Raw genomic sequence first — 14,087 nt, 5'->3', positions numbered from 1 at the left:
TAGCGGTCGTAGGAACGCCTCACTCGACACAAATCGTAACGTGTTCTAATCTCAAGACCAGAGCTAGTGCGAGCTCCGCGATCCTGGAGGCAATGTCATGACGACCATTGAACAACGCGACGCCCAGTCCGTACTGCGCGGTGTCGACGATCTGCTGCCCCGCATCGCCAAGCGCGCGCAGGCGGCAGAGGATCTGCGCCAGATTCCCGACGAGACCATCGCTGAACTCGACGAGGTCGGCTTCTTCAAGCTCCTGCAGCCCTCGCAGTGGGGTGGCCTCGAATCCGACCCGACGATGTTCTACGAGGCGGTCCGCCGGCTCGGTACCGCGTGCGGTTCGACGGCATGGGTCAGCTCGATCATCGGCGTGCACAACTGGCACCTCGCGCTCTTCGATCAGCAGGCGCAGGACGAGGTCTGGGGTGACGACCCGACCGTCCGCGTCTCCTCCTCCTACGCCCCCATGGGTGCCGGCGTGGTCGTCGACGGCGGCTACATGGTCAGCGGTGCATGGCAGTGGTCCTCCGGTTCGGGTCACGCCTCGTGGGCGTTCCTCGGCGGCCCGGTCATCAAGGACGGCAAGCCCGTCGACTTCGGCAGCTTCCTCATCCCGCGCAGTGAGTACCGCATCGACGACGTGTGGCACGTGGTCGGCCTCAAGGCCACCGGTAGCAACACCGTCGTCGTCAAGGACGTGTTCGTGCCCCGGCACCGCTTCCTGTCGTACAAGTCGATGAACGACCGCACCGCCGGTGGCCTGACCAACAACACCGCGCCGGTCTACAAGATGCCGTGGGGCACCATGCATCCCACGACGATCACCGCGCCCATCATGGGCATGGCTTACGGCGCCTACGAGGCGCACGTCGAGCACCAGGGCAAGCGCGTCCGCGCCGCGTTCGCGGGCGAGCGGTCCAAGGACGACCCGTTCGCCAAGATCCGCATCGCCGAGGCCGCCAGTGACATCGACGCCGGCTGGCGACAGCTGATCGGCAACGTCGGCGACGAGTACGCGCTGCTCAAGGCGGGTCAGGAGATCCCCTTCGAACTCCGCGCCCGCGCCCGCCGCGACCAGGTCCGTGCCACGGCCCGCGCGATCGCGTCGATCGACCTGCTCTTCGAGGCCTCCGGGGCCACGGCGCTCGAGACCGACAAGCCGGTGCAACGGTTCTGGCGTGATGCACACGCCGGACGGGTGCACGCGGCCAACGAGCCCGAGCGCGCCTACATGATCTTCGGCAACGAGGCGTTCGGGCTGCCGCCCCAAGACACGATGGTCTAGCGAGACGGGTTCATGACGTCCTACATCCAGGAAACCGAACAGCAAGTCGAGGTCACGTTCGAGAGCACGTCTCGTTACGCGCAGGTTCGTGACGACATGCGCCTGCACTATCACGAAGCGGGCGTGGGCAACTCGGAGACGATCGTGCTGCTGCACGGTGGCGGCCCCGGCGCATCGAGCTGGTCGAACTTCTCGAAGAACATCGCGGTGCTGGCTCGCCGGTTCCACGTACTCGCCGTCGATCAGCCCGGCTACGGGCAGTCCGACAAGCACACCGAGCACGAGCAGTACAACCGCTACAGCGCCACCGCGCTGCTGAACCTGTTCGACCACCTCGGCATCGAACGCGCCGCGCTGGTGGGCAATTCGCTCGGCGGCGGCACGGCTGTCCGGTTCGCGCTGGACAATCCGAAGCGCGCCGGGCGACTGGTGCTGATGGGGCCCGGCGGGCTGAGCGTCAACCTCTTCGCGCCCGATCCGACAGAGGGCGTCAAGCTGCTCGGCCGGTTCACCAACCAGCCGACCCGGGAGAACATCGAGAAGTTCCTCCGGATCATGGTCTTCGACCAGAAGCTGATCACCGAGGAGCTGATCGACGAGCGGTTCGAGATCGCGAGCCGGCCCGAGTCGCTCGCCGCGGCCAAGGCCATGGGCAAGTCGTTCGCCGGTGCGGACTTCGAGCTGGGAATGATGTGGCGCGAGGTCTACAAGCTGCGCCAGCCCGTCTTGCTGATCTGGGGCCGCGAGGACAGGGTGAACCCGCTGGACGGCGCACTGGTGGCGCTCAAGCAGATCCCGCGCGTGCAACTGCACGTCTTCGGCCAGTGCGGCCACTGGGCGCAGCTGGAGAAGTTCGACGAGTTCAACACGCTGACGGCCGATTTCCTGACTGCTGGCAAGGGGGCAGGCGCATGACCATCCGATCACTGGGATACCTGCGGATCGAGGCCACCGACATGGGGGCCTGGCGCGAGTACGGGCTGAAGGTGCTCGGCATGGTCGAGGGCAGCGGCGTCCCCGGCAGCAGCCCGGACGGTGCGCTGTACCTGCGGATGGACGAGTTCCCCGCGCGCCTGGTCATCGTTCCCGGCGAGCACGACCGGCTGCTGCAGTCGGGCTGGGAGACGCCCAACGCCGCTGCGCTGCAGGAGATCCGGTCCGCGCTCGACGTGCATGGTACGCCATACAAGGAAGCCACCGCGACGGAACTCGCCGACCGCCGCGTCGACGAGATGATCACCTTCGACGACCCGTCGGGCAACACCCTCGAGGTGTTCCACGGCGTGGCACTGGAGCACCGTCGCGTCGTCAGCCCGTACGGGCACAGGTTCGTCACCGAGGAACAGGGTCTCGGGCACGTCGTGCTCACCACCCGCGATGACGCCGAGACGTTGCACTTCTACCGCGACGTACTCGGATTCAGCCTCCGCGACTCGATGCGCCTGCCGCCGCAACTGGTCGGCAGGCCCGCCGACGGCGCCCCCGCATGGCTACGCTTCCTCGGGGTCAACCCGCGCCACCACAGCCTGGCGTTCATGCCGGGCGAGACGCCCAGCGGCATAGTGCATCTGATGGTCGAGGTGGGCAACGCCGACGACGTCGGGCTGTGTCTGGACCGCGCGTTGCGCCGCAAGGTCAAGATGTCCGCGACGCTCGGCCGTCACGTCAACGACAAGATGCTGTCGTTCTACATGAAGACCCCCGGTGGGTTCGACGTCGAGTTCGGTTGCGAGGGACTCGAAGTCGAGGACGACGACAGGTGGGTGGCGCGCGAGAGCACCGCGGTCAGCCTGTGGGGTCACGACTTCAGCGTCGGCTTCAAGTAGCGACGATGAGCACGGAGATCGATCCGCGCACGTTCCGGCACGTGCTCGGTCAGTTCTGCACGGGCATCACGATCATCACCACCGTGCACGAGGACGAGCCGGTCGGCTTCGCGTGCCAGTCGTTCGCCGCGCTGTCCCTGGACCCGCCGCTGGTCCTGTTCTGCCCCACCAAGCAGTCGCGGTCGTGGCAGGCCATCGAGGCCAGCGGGAAGTTCTGCGTCAACGTCCTGCACGAGCACCAGCAGCACGTCTCGGCCCGGTTCGGTTCCCGGGAGCCCGACAAGTTCGCCGGGATCGATTGGGAACCATCACCACTGGGGTCACCCATCATCGCCGACTCGCTGGCCCACATCGACTGTGCGGTGAACTCGGTGCACGACGGGGGCGACCACTTCGTCGTGTTCGGTGCCGTGCACTCGCTATCGGAGATCCCGAAGCTGAAGCCGCGCCCGCTGCTGTTCTACCGGGGCGAGTACACGGGCATCGAGCCGGACAAGAACACCCCGGCCCAGTGGCGCGACGACCTCGAGGCGTTCCTGACCACCACCACCGCCGACACCTGGCTCTAGTCCGACGCGGTCTGAGCCACCACGAAGTCCGCGACCGCTGCGGCAACCTCGCGATGCGTCACGTCGTTGAGGATGTCGTGGCGTCCGCCGTGGATCTCGAGCAGCGTCAGCGGGTCGATCTGCTCGGCGTAGGCGCGCACCGCACCCGGGTCCGCGATCGGGTCGTCCTCACCGTGCACCGCCAGGGTGGGTATCGCCAGTCCGGGTAGGTCGTGTCCGAAGCGGTCCCACGCCCGGTCGAGTTCACGGGTGAGGGACTTGCCGTCGGCCTCGACGAACGCCAGGGGATCGTTCGCCAGTGCGTCGAGGTAGAAGTCGTCGCGCGACAGCCACGCGGGGTCGAGGTCGAGCGAGGTGTCGGCGTCCAGGAAGGCGGGCACCGCGACCAGGGGCGCACCGGAGATCACCGCGGCCCGGTACCGGTCGGGGCTGCCGAGCACCCGGAACAGCGTCACGATGGATCCGAACGAATGTCCGGCCGCGACCAGCGGCAGACCGGGCCTGGCCTCCTCGACTCGCCGGGTCACCTCCTCGGCGAGCGCCGACGAGGCCTCGATGGTGCCGAAGTCGCCGCGCGGGCCGGGGCTCATACCGTGGCCGAGCTGGTCGACGGCCCACACGTCGATGCCTCGGGCGTTCAGGGCGAACGCGTAGCGGTGATAGAGCCCGGTGTGCTCGCCGAAGCCGTGCAGGAACACCATGGCGGCCGTCGGCTCCTCGGCCGCCCAGTGACGGAAGTAGGCGCGCTCGGGAGCGGGGGAGGTGACGTCGAGGAACGGCATGCCTCGACGCTAGGGCACCCGGGTCGGTCCGCGCTCGGGTTGGTCGGCCGTCGCGTCGAGGATGAGCGACACCGTTTGCTCGGGCTGGTCCCAGTGCGGGAAGTGCCCGCAGTCGTCGAACCAGTGCATCGACGCCTGCGGGTAGAGCGCCCGGGCGCGTTCGGCCTCGCTCGGGAACGTCACGCGATCGTTGCGACCCCATCCGATCGTGACCTTCGCCAGGGTCGAACCACCCTTCGCACCTTGCTGTTTCGGCCCGTGGATCAGTGCGTGCACCGCGTCGTCGATGCTCGCCGACCTCGCGAAGCCGCGGAGTTCGGTCAGCACCAGGTCGGCCGGCAGTCGCCACGGCTTCGCGGAGAACTGCAGCAGCAGCGCCGTCCTGCCCACGCGGCTGCGGGTCAGGGCGGGCAGGAGGGGCTGAATTCGCTTGACCAGCGCGATCGACGGCGCCACGGTCGCCCCGAAGACCCGCACCTGGGCGTCGGTCCAGAAGCCGCCGGGGTCGAGGGCCACGACGTTCCCCCGATGACCCCGCCGCGCCATCTCCAGGACCATGCGTGCGCCCATCGAGCTACCGACGACGTCGACCCCGTCGAGGCCCTGCTCGGAGACGAACTTCTCGACGGCATCGGTGAGCGTCGCCACGCTCACCTCTCCGTCGAGCGGCGGGCTGTCGCCGAACCCTGGGAGGTCGACGGCGTAGACGGTGCGCTCCCGCGCGAGCCCGGGAACCACGAGGTCCCAGTTGTGCAGGTTGGAGATGCCGTGCACCAGCAGTAGGGGCTTGCCGGTACCGGTCGTCGTGAAGTGCATGCACACGGGTACCCGACAAAGTGAGCGGCAAATCAGTGGGTCCGCGCGCCGAGCAACAGGTCGCCCATCGCGTCGACGCGTGCCCGGACGGCATCCACGACCGCGGCCACCTCGGGTCTACGCAGCGTCTCGGCCCGCGTCACCAGCCAGTAGGTGAGGCGCAGGGTGATGACCTCGGGAAGCACCCGCACCAGATCGTCGTGGCGGTCGGCCATGAAGCACGGCAGCAGGCCGAGACCCGCCGCGGCGCGGGTCGCCTCGACGTGGACGAAGACGTTCGTCGACGTCACCGACTCGCGCATCCCGGGTGCGACCGCGCGTGCCAGGTCGAGGTCGTCGACCTGCAGCATGGAGTCGATGAAGTAGACGAGCGGATGGCCCGCCAGATCGGCGCGCGAGGCCGGCGTGCCGTGCCGGGCCAGATAGTCGCGTGCGCCGTAGAGGCCGAGGCAGTAGTCGCCGAGCCGGTCGGCTTGGGCGCGGTGCACCTGCGGCTCGCCCACCACCACCTCGACGTCCATGTCGGAGCGCTGCTGGGTGGCACGCCGGGTGGTGGCGACGAGTTCGACCGCGACGTCGGGGTGCTCGCGCTGCACGTCCGCCGCGGCAGGCGCGGCGATGTACGCGCTGAAGCCGTCGGTGGCCGACATCCGGACCACGCCGCTCAGCGTCCGGGCGCCGGCCGAATCGGCAGCGAGCCCGCGCACGGCGTCGTCCACGGCTTCGGCCGCGGCAAGCGCGCTGCGGCCGAGGTCGGTCAGCTCCCAGCCGCCGCCCACCCGAACGAGCAAGCGCCCGCCCAGGGACTGCTCCAGCGTCGCGACGCGCCGCGAGATCGTCGTGTGGTTGATGCCGAGTTCGTCGGCGGCGGTGACGTAGCGGCCGGAGCGTGCGACCGCCAGTAGGACCAAGAGGTCGTCCGCGCTCGGCGCCGTCATCTCTGCATTTTCGCAGACCGGCACTGCACTCCTGCCCATTGCACTGGAATTGCCCTGCAGGAATACTCAGTCTCCATGTGTGCCGCGTCACAACGGAAGGTGGTCTGATGAGCAGCCCCATAACGACCGGTCTGAAACGGGTGGTCCTGGCCTCGATGGCCGGCACCGTCGTGGAGTGGTACGAGTTCTTCCTCTACGGCACGGCCGCCACCCTGGTGTTCAACAAGATCTTCTTCTCGGAGACCACCAGTGAGCTGAACGCGATCTTCCTGGCGTTCGCCACCTACGCCGTCGGCTTCGTCGCCCGCCCGGTGGGTGGTGTGGTGTTCGGGCACTACGGCGACAAGTTCGGCCGCAAGAAGCTCCTGCAGTTCAGCCTGTTGCTCGTCGGCGCCGCCACCTTCCTGATGGGCTGCCTGCCGACGTTCGGGCAGATCGGTTACTGGGCGCCCGGACTGCTGGTGGCGCTGCGCTTCATCCAGGGCTTCGCGGTGGGCGGCGAGTGGGGCGGCGCGATCCTGCTGGTGGCCGAGCACAGTCCCGACCGGCAGCGCGGGTTCTGGGCCAGCTGGCCGCAGGCCGGTGTGCCTGCGGGCAACCTGCTCGCCACCATCGTGCTCCTGGTGCTGACCGGAACCCTGTCGGACGCGGCGTTCCTGTCGTGGGGCTGGCGCGTCGCGTTCTGGCTGTCCGCCGTGGTCGTCCTCGTCGGCTACTACATCCGGACCAAGGTCACCGACGCGCCGATCTTCGTCGCGGCGCAGGAGGAGGCCGAGCGCATCAAGGCGACGTCGTTCAGCGTCCTCGAGGTGCTCAAGCGCTACCCCCGCGGCGTCTTCACCGCCATGGGCCTGCGGTTCGGCGAGAACATCATGTACTACCTCGTGGTCACGTTCTCGATCACGTACCTCAAGGTCCAGGTGGGGGCCGACACCAGCTCGATCCTCTGGTACCTGCTGGTCGCGCACGCGGTGCACTTCGCCGTCGTGCCGCTCGTCGGGCACCTGGCCGACCGCTTCGGCCGCAAGCCCGTCTACATGGTCGGCGCGGTCCTCGGTGCGTCGTGGGGCTTCTTCGCCTTTCCGATGATGAACAGCGGCAACTACGCCGTCGTCACGGCCGCGGTGACCATCGGCCTCGTGATCCACGCGTTCATGTACGCGCCGCAGCCCGCGATCATGGCCGAGATGTTCCCGACCCGGATGCGCTATTCCGGTGTCTCCCTTGGCTATCAGGTGACGTCGATCGTCGCGGGATCGTTGGCGCCGCTGATCGCCGTGAAGCTGCTCGACGTCTACGACTCCTCGGTGCCGATCGCGATCTACCTCGCGGTGGCCTGTGCCATCACGTTCGTCGCGGTCCTGGTCTCGCGCGAGACCAACGGCATCGACCTCGAGTCGCTCGACGTCGCCGACGCCGCGGACCTGGCCGCCGAGCAGCGCCGGGCCGCCGTCTGATGCCGGACCTGGACGGCCGCTCCGCCCTGGTGACGGGTGGGGCGAGCGGCATCGGTGCCGCGTGCGCGCGTGCTCTGGCCGGTATGGGGGCCACCGTCACGATCGCCGACGTCGACGCCGAGGCGGCCGAGTCCATGGCCGCCGAGATCGGTGGACGCGCCTGGGCGGTCGACCTGCTCGACGTGGCGGCGCTGGAGACACTGCACCTCGAGACCGACGTCCTGGTGAACAACGCCGGGATCCAGACGGTCGCGCCGATCCCGGAGTTCGACCCGGCGCGGTTCCGGGCGATGCAGGTGCTGATGGTGGAGGCACCGTTCCTGCTGATCCGTGCGGCGCTGCCGCACATGTACTCCCAGGCCTTCGGTCGCATCGTGAACGTGTCGTCGGTGCACGGCCTGCGGGCATCGGAGTTCAAGGTCGCTTACGTGACCGCCAAGCACGCGCTGGAGGGCCTGTCGAAGGTGACTGCGCTGGAGGGTGGTTCGCACGGCGTCACCAGCAACTGCGTCAACCCGGGGTACGTCCGGACCCCGCTGGTGACCAAGCAGATCGCCGACCAGGCCCGCAGCCACGGCATCTCCGAGGACGAGGTGCTGGACAAGGTGCTGCTGACCGAGAGCGCCGTCAAGCGACTCGTCGAGCCCGAGGAGGTGGGGTCGCTCGTCGGGTGGCTCGCCTCGGCGAACGCGGGCATGGTGACCGGCGCGTCCTACTCGATGGACGGCGGGTGGTCCGCGCGGTGAACGGGCATCGACTCGGCCCGCGACGTGACGGGTTGACGTCGGTTGCGACGTTTCCTTCTATTTGCGGGCAGCGCATGCGATCATGATTTCTGGCAAACTCGGGGGAGTCACCGACCCGTTTCCATCGTACGGGCGACGTCTGGTCAGTTCAGAAGCGAGCTGGGGTGAGAGTGAATGCAGTCAGCGCCGACGCGTGCGCCGCACGGGGAACCGGACGGCCAACTGCGGCAGGCCGATGCGCCTTCCACGCCCACCAGCGAATTGACGTTTGCGTCGGATCGACGTCGTAGGACCGCCAGGACCGTCGTCGCGGCATCGGCGCTCGGCCTGATCGGGTACGTCGCGGCGACGGCGCAGCGCAGCAACGTACCCGCGTTCGCGCACGCCGCGGAGTGGGTGTATCCGCTGCTCATGTTGGCGGCCGCAGGCGCGGTGGCAGCCCGTACCTGGTCGCGTCGCGAGGAACGGTTGGCGTGGTCGCTGATCTGCGGCGGCATGCTGATCCCGGCCGTCCGCAACGCGCTGTATCCGGCGTTCGGCTCGCTCAACGACCTGCGGCCGGTGTGGCTGCTGGCCTACCCGCTGCTCTTCGCGGGACTGCTGCTGCTGTTGCGGACGCGGTTCGTCCGGCTGCCCGCCGCGGTATGGGCTGACGCGCTGATCGCCGCATGCGCTGCGGGCGCCCTCGCCGTGATCGCCTTCGAGCCCTACCAGGCGGCCACGGGCTCCGATCCGACGGCGGCCGCACTCGCGCTCGCCTTCCCCGTCGGCGACCTCGTCCTCGTCGCGGTGGCGGTGTGCGCCCTGTCGGTGCTCGGGTGGCGCATCGACCGCAGGTGGGCGCTCCTGCTCGCCGGCTTCGTGTGTTACGCGGTGGCCGACGTCCTGTTCATGGTGGGGCTCGCCGACGGCAGCTATCTGCGTGGCAGCTGGTTCGACGCCCTGCGGCCGGGTGCGGCGCTGCTGCTCGCCGCAGCGAGCTGGCCCGCACCCGTCGGCGCGGGGCTCCGTCGTTCGCCGAGGTGGTTGCGCGGCAACGGGATTCCCCAACTCAGCGGAACCGTCGTACTCGTCGGCCTGCTCGTCCTCGGCCACGAGACCCCACTGCCACGGCTGGCGGTGCTGCTTGCCGCGGCCGGCCTGCTCGCGGTCACGGCCCGGCTCGCGCTGTCCTTTCGCGAGGTCGGCAAGCTCGCGGACAGCCACCGCGACGCGATGACCGACGATCTCACCTCGCTGGCCAATCGCCGGGCCATGTCAACGGCGCTGACCGCCGCATCGTTCGACCACGGGGCAACCGCGCGTGCGGGGGTGACGACGGTCGGACCCGGACTGCTGCTGCTCGACCTCGACGAGTTCAAGGAGATCAACGACTCGCTCGGGCACCAGGCCGGCGACCGACTGCTCTGCCAGGTCGCCGAGCGTCTCTCGCGCGCGGTGCGCCCCGACGATCTGCTGGCCCGGGTCGGCGGGGACGAGTTCGCCGTGCTGTTCCCGCCGGGCATCGAGCTGGCGGACGCCCACGCCGTGGCCTCCCGCATCGTCGAGGCCCTGCAGGCGCCGTTCGACGTGGCGAACATGACGGTGCACGTCCACGCGAGCGTCGGCATCGCCCTGTGCCCGCAGCACTGCGCTCATCCCGAGGACCTGCTGCAGTGCGCGGACGTGGCCATGTACCTGGCGAAGGGGTCGGCGACGCAGATCGCGGTGTACGACGTCGTGCGCGACTCGCAGCGCGCCGACGAGTGGCAGATCGTCGAGGACCTCAGGACCGCGATGGCCGAGGGACAACTGGTGTGCCACTACCAGCCCAAGATCCGTGCGGACGACGGTGGGGTGCACAGCGTGGAGGCGTTGGTGCGTTGGCAGCATCCCACTCGCGGACTGCTCGCACCGGACCAGTTCCTGCCCTACGCCGAGCGCGGTGGACTGATGCGCCCGCTGGCGACCACGGTGCTCAACCTGGCACTGGCGCAGGCCCGGTCGTGGCGTGACCGCGGCGTCGACATGACCGTCGCGGTCAACCTGTCGGTCACCAACCTCGTGGACGTCGACCTCGTCGACCGCATCGGCGGGCTGCTGCGCGCGCACGGCGTGCCGGCACACGCCCTCATCCTGGAGATCACGGAGGGCGTGCTGTCGTCGGACGGCCGCCGGTCACGCGACGTCGTGGCGGCGCTGCAGGATCTCGGGATCGGGCTGTCCATCGACGACTTCGGCACCGGCTGGTCCTCGCTGGCCCGCCTGCACGAGATGACCGTCGACGAACTCAAGCTCGACGGGATCTTCGTGGCCAGGCTCACCGAGGACGCCCGGTCGGTCGCCATCGTCCGCTCGACGGTGGCGCTCGCGCACAGCCTCGGCGCCTCGCTCGTCGCCGAGGGCGTCGAGGACGTCGAGACACTGAAGGCGTTGCGCCAGTACGGGTGTGACATCACGCAGGGCTTCGTGCACTGCCCGCCGCTACCCGCGGACGAGTTCGATCTGTGGCTGGGCGCCTCGCCGGGACGTCAGAGCCCGGCCAGCCAGGGAGCCATCCTGCGCAGCGCCTCCTCGATGTCGGATGCCGCACCGGCGAAGGACAGCCGGACGTAGGACCCGCCGTGCACGGTGTCGAAGTCGATGCCGGGGGCGATCGCAACGCCCGTGTCGGCCAACAGCTTCGCGCAGAATGCCAGGGAGTCGGTCGAATGGTCGGCGACGTCGGCGTACACGTAGAACGCGCCGTCCGCAGGCGCCAGCCGCGGTAGACCGATGGCGGGGAGACCGCGCAGCAGCAGCTCCCGGTTGACGGCGTACTGGTCCACCAGCGCATCGGCCTCGATTATGGACGCCGGGTCGAACGCCGCGACGGCGGCCAGCTGCGGCAGGGTCGGCGGACAGATCGAGAAGTTGCCCGTCAGCCGGTCGACCGCGCGCAGCAGACCCCTGGGCACCAGCAGCCAGCCCAGGCGCCAGCCCGTCATCGCGAAGTACTTCGAGAAGCTGTTCACCACGATCGCCTCGCGCGAGGTCTCCCACGCGCAACTCGTCTGCGGCGCACCGGGATACACCAGTCCGTGATAGATCTCGTCACTCACCAGCCGCACGCCGGACGCCTCGCACCACCGCGCGATCGCCGCCAGCTCCGTGGGCGGCAGCACCGTGCCCGTCGGATTCGCGGGGCTCGCGATCACCACCCCGGCGATCGGCGGGCTGATGTCGGCGAGCATCTCGGCCGTCGGCTGAAAGCGGGTCTCGGGACCACAGGGGACCTCGACCACCTCGCATCCGAGTGCGGACAGGATGTTCCGGTAACACGGATAGCCGGGACTGCTCACCGCCACGCGGTCGCCCACGTCGAAGCTCGCCAGGAAGGCGAGCAGGAAGCCGCCCGTCGATCCGGTGGTCACCACCACCTCGTCGGGATGCACGTCGACCCCGTATCGCGTCGCGTAGGACGCTGCGATGCCCACCCGCAGTTCCGGGATGCCCATCGCGACGGTGTAGCCGAGCGTGTCGTCGGCGAGTGCTTGGGCGGCGGCGGCGCGGATCGGCGCCGGGGCCTGCGCGCCCGGCTGACCGGCGGACAGGTTCACCAGATCGCCGTGGGAGCGCTGCCGTTCCGCGGCTGCCCGCCACACGTCCATGACGTAGAACGGCGGAATGCCGGCGCGGGCACTCACGCGGTCGCTCACCGGATCCAGGCTAGTCGCGTGCCCGCGGGTCAGAACACCTCGGCCTCGAGGCGCCGCAGGTGGTCCCGCGGCGGGCCGAGCAGCTGCGCGCTGCCGTGCGCGCGCTTGAAGTACAGCTGGACGTCGTGCTCCCAGGTGATGGCGATTCCGCCGTGCATCTGGATCGCCTCGGCGGCGACGGCGCTGAACGCCTCGCTGGCCGAGAACCGGGCCAGGGCTGCCGACGTCGCCGTCGGTGCTGCGACCGCCTCGTCGACGACGGCACGCGCCGACTGCACCAGCACGTAGAGATCGGCCATCCGGTGCTTCAGCGCCTGGAAGCTTCCGATCGCCCTGCCGAACTGGACGCGGTCCTTGGTGTAGGCCACGGTCAGGTTCAGGCAGCGGTCGGCGGCACCGATCTGTTCGGCCGCGAGCAGGATGGCCGCGAGGTCGGCGAGGCCGGGGTCGGCGGCCACGTCGGTGGTCTCGGACGCCTCGAGCCGTGCGAGCCTACGGGTGGGGTCCATCGTGAACAGCGAGTGTGCCTCGAACGCGGTCCAGCGGGTGATCCGATCGCCGTCGACGCCCAGCACCACGTCGGCGACGTCGCCGTTGAGCACGTGGTCCGGGTCGAAAGCGACGGTGCCGATCGAGGCGCCCTCCGCCAACGCGCCGAGCGTCTCGGCATCGGGCTCGTCGGCGGCCAGCAGGGCCAGTTCGGCGAGCGTGGTGCCCAGCAGCGGGGTCGGGACGAGGTTCCTGCCCAGCTCCTCGATCACCGCGGCGGCGTCACCGAGTTCGCCACCGGCTCCGCCGAGTTCCTCGGGTACGACGAGTGCGGCTGCACCGACCTGCTCGCAGAGCAGCGTCCAGAGCGTCTCGTCGTAGCCGCGCTCCGATTCCATGGCGGAGCGAACCGCTGCCGGGGACGCATGCTTCTCGACCAGCGCCGACACGGTGTCGCGCAACATGTCCCGTTCATCGCTCATGCCGTCAGCTCCTCGAGCACGCGCCGCCGGTGCCACGTCGGGTCGCCCCACGCGGAGCGCAGTGCCTGCACCCGGACCAGCAGCAGGGACAGGTCGTGTTCCTGGGTGAAGCCGATGGCGCCGTGCGTCTGCAGCGACGACCGGGCCGACAGCAGTGCCGCATCCGACGCGGCGGCCTTCGCGGCGCTGACGTCGCGCGCGGTGTCGCCGTCGCCGTCCGCCAGGGACAGTGCGGCGCCGTAGACCAGCGGGCGCGCCATCTCGACGGCGATGTGCACGTCGGCAAGCTTGTGCTTGATCGCCTGATACGAGCCGATGAGCCTGCCGAACTGGCTGCGCTGCTTGGCGTAGGCAACCGATGCGTCGAGCATCGCCTGACCGGCACCCACCAGTTGCGCCGCGGTGATCAGCGCGCCGAACTCGAACGCGCGTGCGGTGTCGGCGGACCGGGTGTCACCGGCGACCGACACGTCGAACAGCCTGCGCGCGGGGTCCACCGACCCGTGGGCTTCGCCGGCCTCGCCGTCGGCGACCGTGCCGTCACCGGCGACCAGGATCAGGCCCGCGGTGTCGGCGTCGACGGCACGCGGTGCGTGGGGGGCCATCGCCACCGTGGCGAGCAGCTCACCCGATGCGAGACCGGCGGACCGGTCGTCACCGGCGAGCAGGATCGGTGCCACCGCGATCGACTCCGTGACCGGGCCGGGCACGGCCCAGTACCCCAGCCGTTCCGCGGCGACCACCAGGTCGACGGGATGGGCGCCGATGCCGTCGAACTCCTCGGCGACGGCCAGCGCCGTCACGCCGAGGTCGGCGAGCGTCGCCCACACCTTGCGCCCGGGGTCGACGTCGCCTGCGCCCCACGCGCGCACCGCCGCGGGCACGTTCGCGGCGCCGAGGGCGGCGTCGATGCTCGCGGCGAAGTCACGCTGCTGGTCGTCGATCTCGAAGTTCATGCCTCGACTCCCACTCGCTCCGGTCCTCGCTCGTGCCTCGCTGCGATCCTCACTCGTGCTCGTCTTC

At 69.6% G+C, this 14,087-nt stretch carries 13 protein-coding genes; 7 read left to right on the top strand and 6 right to left on the bottom strand.

Features of this window, described 5'->3' with window-relative positions:
• The first annotated feature begins 97 nt into the window (after positions 1-97).
• From hsaA to hsaB, 4 genes are read left to right on the top strand one after another with little or no spacing between them, the layout of a single operon-like run.
• On the top strand, positions 98-1,282 hold the full coding sequence (gene hsaA / locus G6N64_RS01245; RefSeq protein WP_163795260.1) for a 3-hydroxy-9,10-secoandrosta-1,3,5(10)-triene-9,17-dione monooxygenase oxygenase subunit: 1,185 nt from the start codon (positions 98-100) through the stop codon (positions 1,280-1,282).
• Between the two features lie 12 nt (positions 1,283-1,294).
• Positions 1,295-2,197: a 4,5:9,10-diseco-3-hydroxy-5,9,17-trioxoandrosta-1(10),2-diene-4-oate hydrolase gene (hsaD, locus tag G6N64_RS01240; protein WP_163795259.1), complete on the top strand. Its 903-nt coding sequence runs from the start codon at positions 1,295-1,297 to the stop codon at positions 2,195-2,197.
• Entirely contained in the window at positions 2,194-3,108 is a 915-nt protein-coding gene (gene hsaC / locus G6N64_RS01235; RefSeq protein ID WP_163795258.1) for an iron-dependent extradiol dioxygenase HsaC, read from the top strand. The genes hsaD and hsaC overlap by 4 nt, the downstream gene beginning before the upstream one ends.
• A gap of 5 nt (positions 3,109-3,113) precedes the next feature.
• Complete coding sequence (hsaB, locus tag G6N64_RS01230) at positions 3,114-3,677, top strand: 3-hydroxy-9,10-secoandrosta-1,3,5(10)-triene-9,17-dione monooxygenase reductase subunit (RefSeq protein WP_163795257.1); 564 nt, start codon at positions 3,114-3,116, stop codon at positions 3,675-3,677.
• Here hsaB and G6N64_RS01225 read toward each other — a convergent pair.
• Genes G6N64_RS01225 through G6N64_RS01215 form a run of 3 tightly spaced genes read right to left on the bottom strand, consistent with a single transcriptional unit; the run spans position 3,674 to position 6,252 of the window.
• Positions 3,674-4,459 (bottom strand): alpha/beta fold hydrolase, encoded by a 786-nt coding sequence (locus tag G6N64_RS01225; RefSeq protein WP_163795256.1) that lies wholly within the window; start codon positions 4,457-4,459, stop codon positions 3,674-3,676. The two genes, hsaB and G6N64_RS01225, sit on opposite strands and share 4 nt — an antisense overlap.
• Before the next feature lie 9 nt (positions 4,460-4,468).
• Positions 4,469-5,275, bottom strand: coding sequence for an alpha/beta fold hydrolase (locus tag G6N64_RS01220; protein WP_163795255.1), 807 nt, complete (start codon positions 5,273-5,275; stop codon positions 4,469-4,471).
• A gap of 32 nt (positions 5,276-5,307) precedes the next feature.
• Positions 5,308-6,252 (bottom strand): LysR family transcriptional regulator, encoded by a 945-nt coding sequence (locus G6N64_RS01215; RefSeq protein WP_163795254.1) that lies wholly within the window; start codon positions 6,250-6,252, stop codon positions 5,308-5,310.
• 68 nt (positions 6,253-6,320) lie between these two features.
• Here G6N64_RS01215 and G6N64_RS01210 point away from each other — a divergent pair, with 68 nt between their 5' ends.
• The 3 genes from G6N64_RS01210 (at position 6,321) to G6N64_RS01200 (ending at position 11,011) form a co-directional block, all read left to right on the top strand.
• Entirely contained in the window at positions 6,321-7,670 is a 1,350-nt protein-coding gene (locus tag G6N64_RS01210; protein ID WP_163795253.1) for an MFS transporter, read from the top strand.
• Complete coding sequence (locus tag G6N64_RS01205) at positions 7,670-8,416, top strand: 3-hydroxybutyrate dehydrogenase (RefSeq protein WP_163795252.1); 747 nt, start codon at positions 7,670-7,672, stop codon at positions 8,414-8,416. The genes G6N64_RS01210 and G6N64_RS01205 overlap by 1 nt, the downstream gene beginning before the upstream one ends.
• Before the next feature lie 174 nt (positions 8,417-8,590).
• Positions 8,591-11,011: a putative bifunctional diguanylate cyclase/phosphodiesterase gene (locus tag G6N64_RS01200; RefSeq protein WP_163795251.1), complete on the top strand. Its 2,421-nt coding sequence runs from the start codon at positions 8,591-8,593 to the stop codon at positions 11,009-11,011.
• Here the strand turns inward: G6N64_RS01200 and G6N64_RS01195 are convergent.
• Genes G6N64_RS01195 through G6N64_RS01185 form a run of 3 tightly spaced genes read right to left on the bottom strand, consistent with a single transcriptional unit; the run spans position 10,927 to position 14,020 of the window.
• The gene (locus tag G6N64_RS01195) at positions 10,927-12,093 is read right to left on the bottom strand and encodes a pyridoxal phosphate-dependent aminotransferase (protein ID WP_163795250.1); all 1,167 of its coding nucleotides are present in this window, start codon (positions 12,091-12,093) and stop codon (positions 10,927-10,929) included. The genes G6N64_RS01200 and G6N64_RS01195 overlap by 85 nt on opposite strands.
• Before the next feature lie 29 nt (positions 12,094-12,122).
• On the bottom strand, positions 12,123-13,064 hold the full coding sequence (gene ipdE2 / locus G6N64_RS01190) for an acyl-CoA dehydrogenase IpdE2 (RefSeq protein ID WP_163795249.1): 942 nt from the start codon (positions 13,062-13,064) through the stop codon (positions 12,123-12,125).
• A complete protein-coding gene (locus tag G6N64_RS01185; protein WP_163795248.1) occupies positions 13,061-14,020 on the bottom strand; it encodes an acyl-CoA dehydrogenase family protein in 960 nt (319 codons plus the stop codon). The genes ipdE2 and G6N64_RS01185 overlap by 4 nt, the downstream gene beginning before the upstream one ends.
• Positions 14,021-14,087: the final 67 nt, after the last annotated feature.

The organism is Mycolicibacterium sediminis (assembly GCF_010731735.1).
GTDB classification, from domain to species: domain Bacteria; phylum Actinomycetota; class Actinomycetes; order Mycobacteriales; family Mycobacteriaceae; genus Mycobacterium; species Mycobacterium sediminis.
The sequence above is the reverse complement of the archived record's forward strand: the minus strand, read 5'-3'. Positions and strand labels throughout refer to the sequence as shown.

What these genes read in the sequence shown, in the direction of transcription:
- hsaC (WP_163795258.1), top strand. Translation starts at nt 2,194, where the DNA reads ATGACCATCCGATCACTGGGATACCTGCGGATCGAGGCCACCGACATG.
- ipdE2 (WP_163795249.1), bottom strand. Translation starts at nt 13,064, where the DNA reads ATGAGCGATGAACGGGACATGTTGCGCGACACCGTGTCGGCGCTGGTC.
- hsaD (WP_163795259.1), top strand. Translation starts at nt 1,295, where the DNA reads ATGACGTCCTACATCCAGGAAACCGAACAGCAAGTCGAGGTCACGTTC.
- G6N64_RS01215 (WP_163795254.1), bottom strand. Translation starts at nt 6,252, where the DNA reads ATGGGCAGGAGTGCAGTGCCGGTCTGCGAAAATGCAGAGATGACGGCG.
- G6N64_RS01210 (WP_163795253.1), top strand. Translation starts at nt 6,321, where the DNA reads ATGAGCAGCCCCATAACGACCGGTCTGAAACGGGTGGTCCTGGCCTCG.
- hsaB (WP_163795257.1), top strand. Translation starts at nt 3,114, where the DNA reads ATGAGCACGGAGATCGATCCGCGCACGTTCCGGCACGTGCTCGGTCAG.
- G6N64_RS01200 (WP_163795251.1), top strand. Translation starts at nt 8,591, where the DNA reads ATGCAGTCAGCGCCGACGCGTGCGCCGCACGGGGAACCGGACGGCCAA.
- G6N64_RS01225 (WP_163795256.1), bottom strand. Translation starts at nt 4,459, where the DNA reads ATGCCGTTCCTCGACGTCACCTCCCCCGCTCCCGAGCGCGCCTACTTC.
- G6N64_RS01185 (WP_163795248.1), bottom strand. Translation starts at nt 14,020, where the DNA reads ATGAACTTCGAGATCGACGACCAGCAGCGTGACTTCGCCGCGAGCATC.
- G6N64_RS01220 (WP_163795255.1), bottom strand. Translation starts at nt 5,275, where the DNA reads ATGCACTTCACGACGACCGGTACCGGCAAGCCCCTACTGCTGGTGCAC.
- G6N64_RS01205 (WP_163795252.1), top strand. Translation starts at nt 7,670, where the DNA reads ATGCCGGACCTGGACGGCCGCTCCGCCCTGGTGACGGGTGGGGCGAGC.
- hsaA (WP_163795260.1), top strand. Translation starts at nt 98, where the DNA reads ATGACGACCATTGAACAACGCGACGCCCAGTCCGTACTGCGCGGTGTC.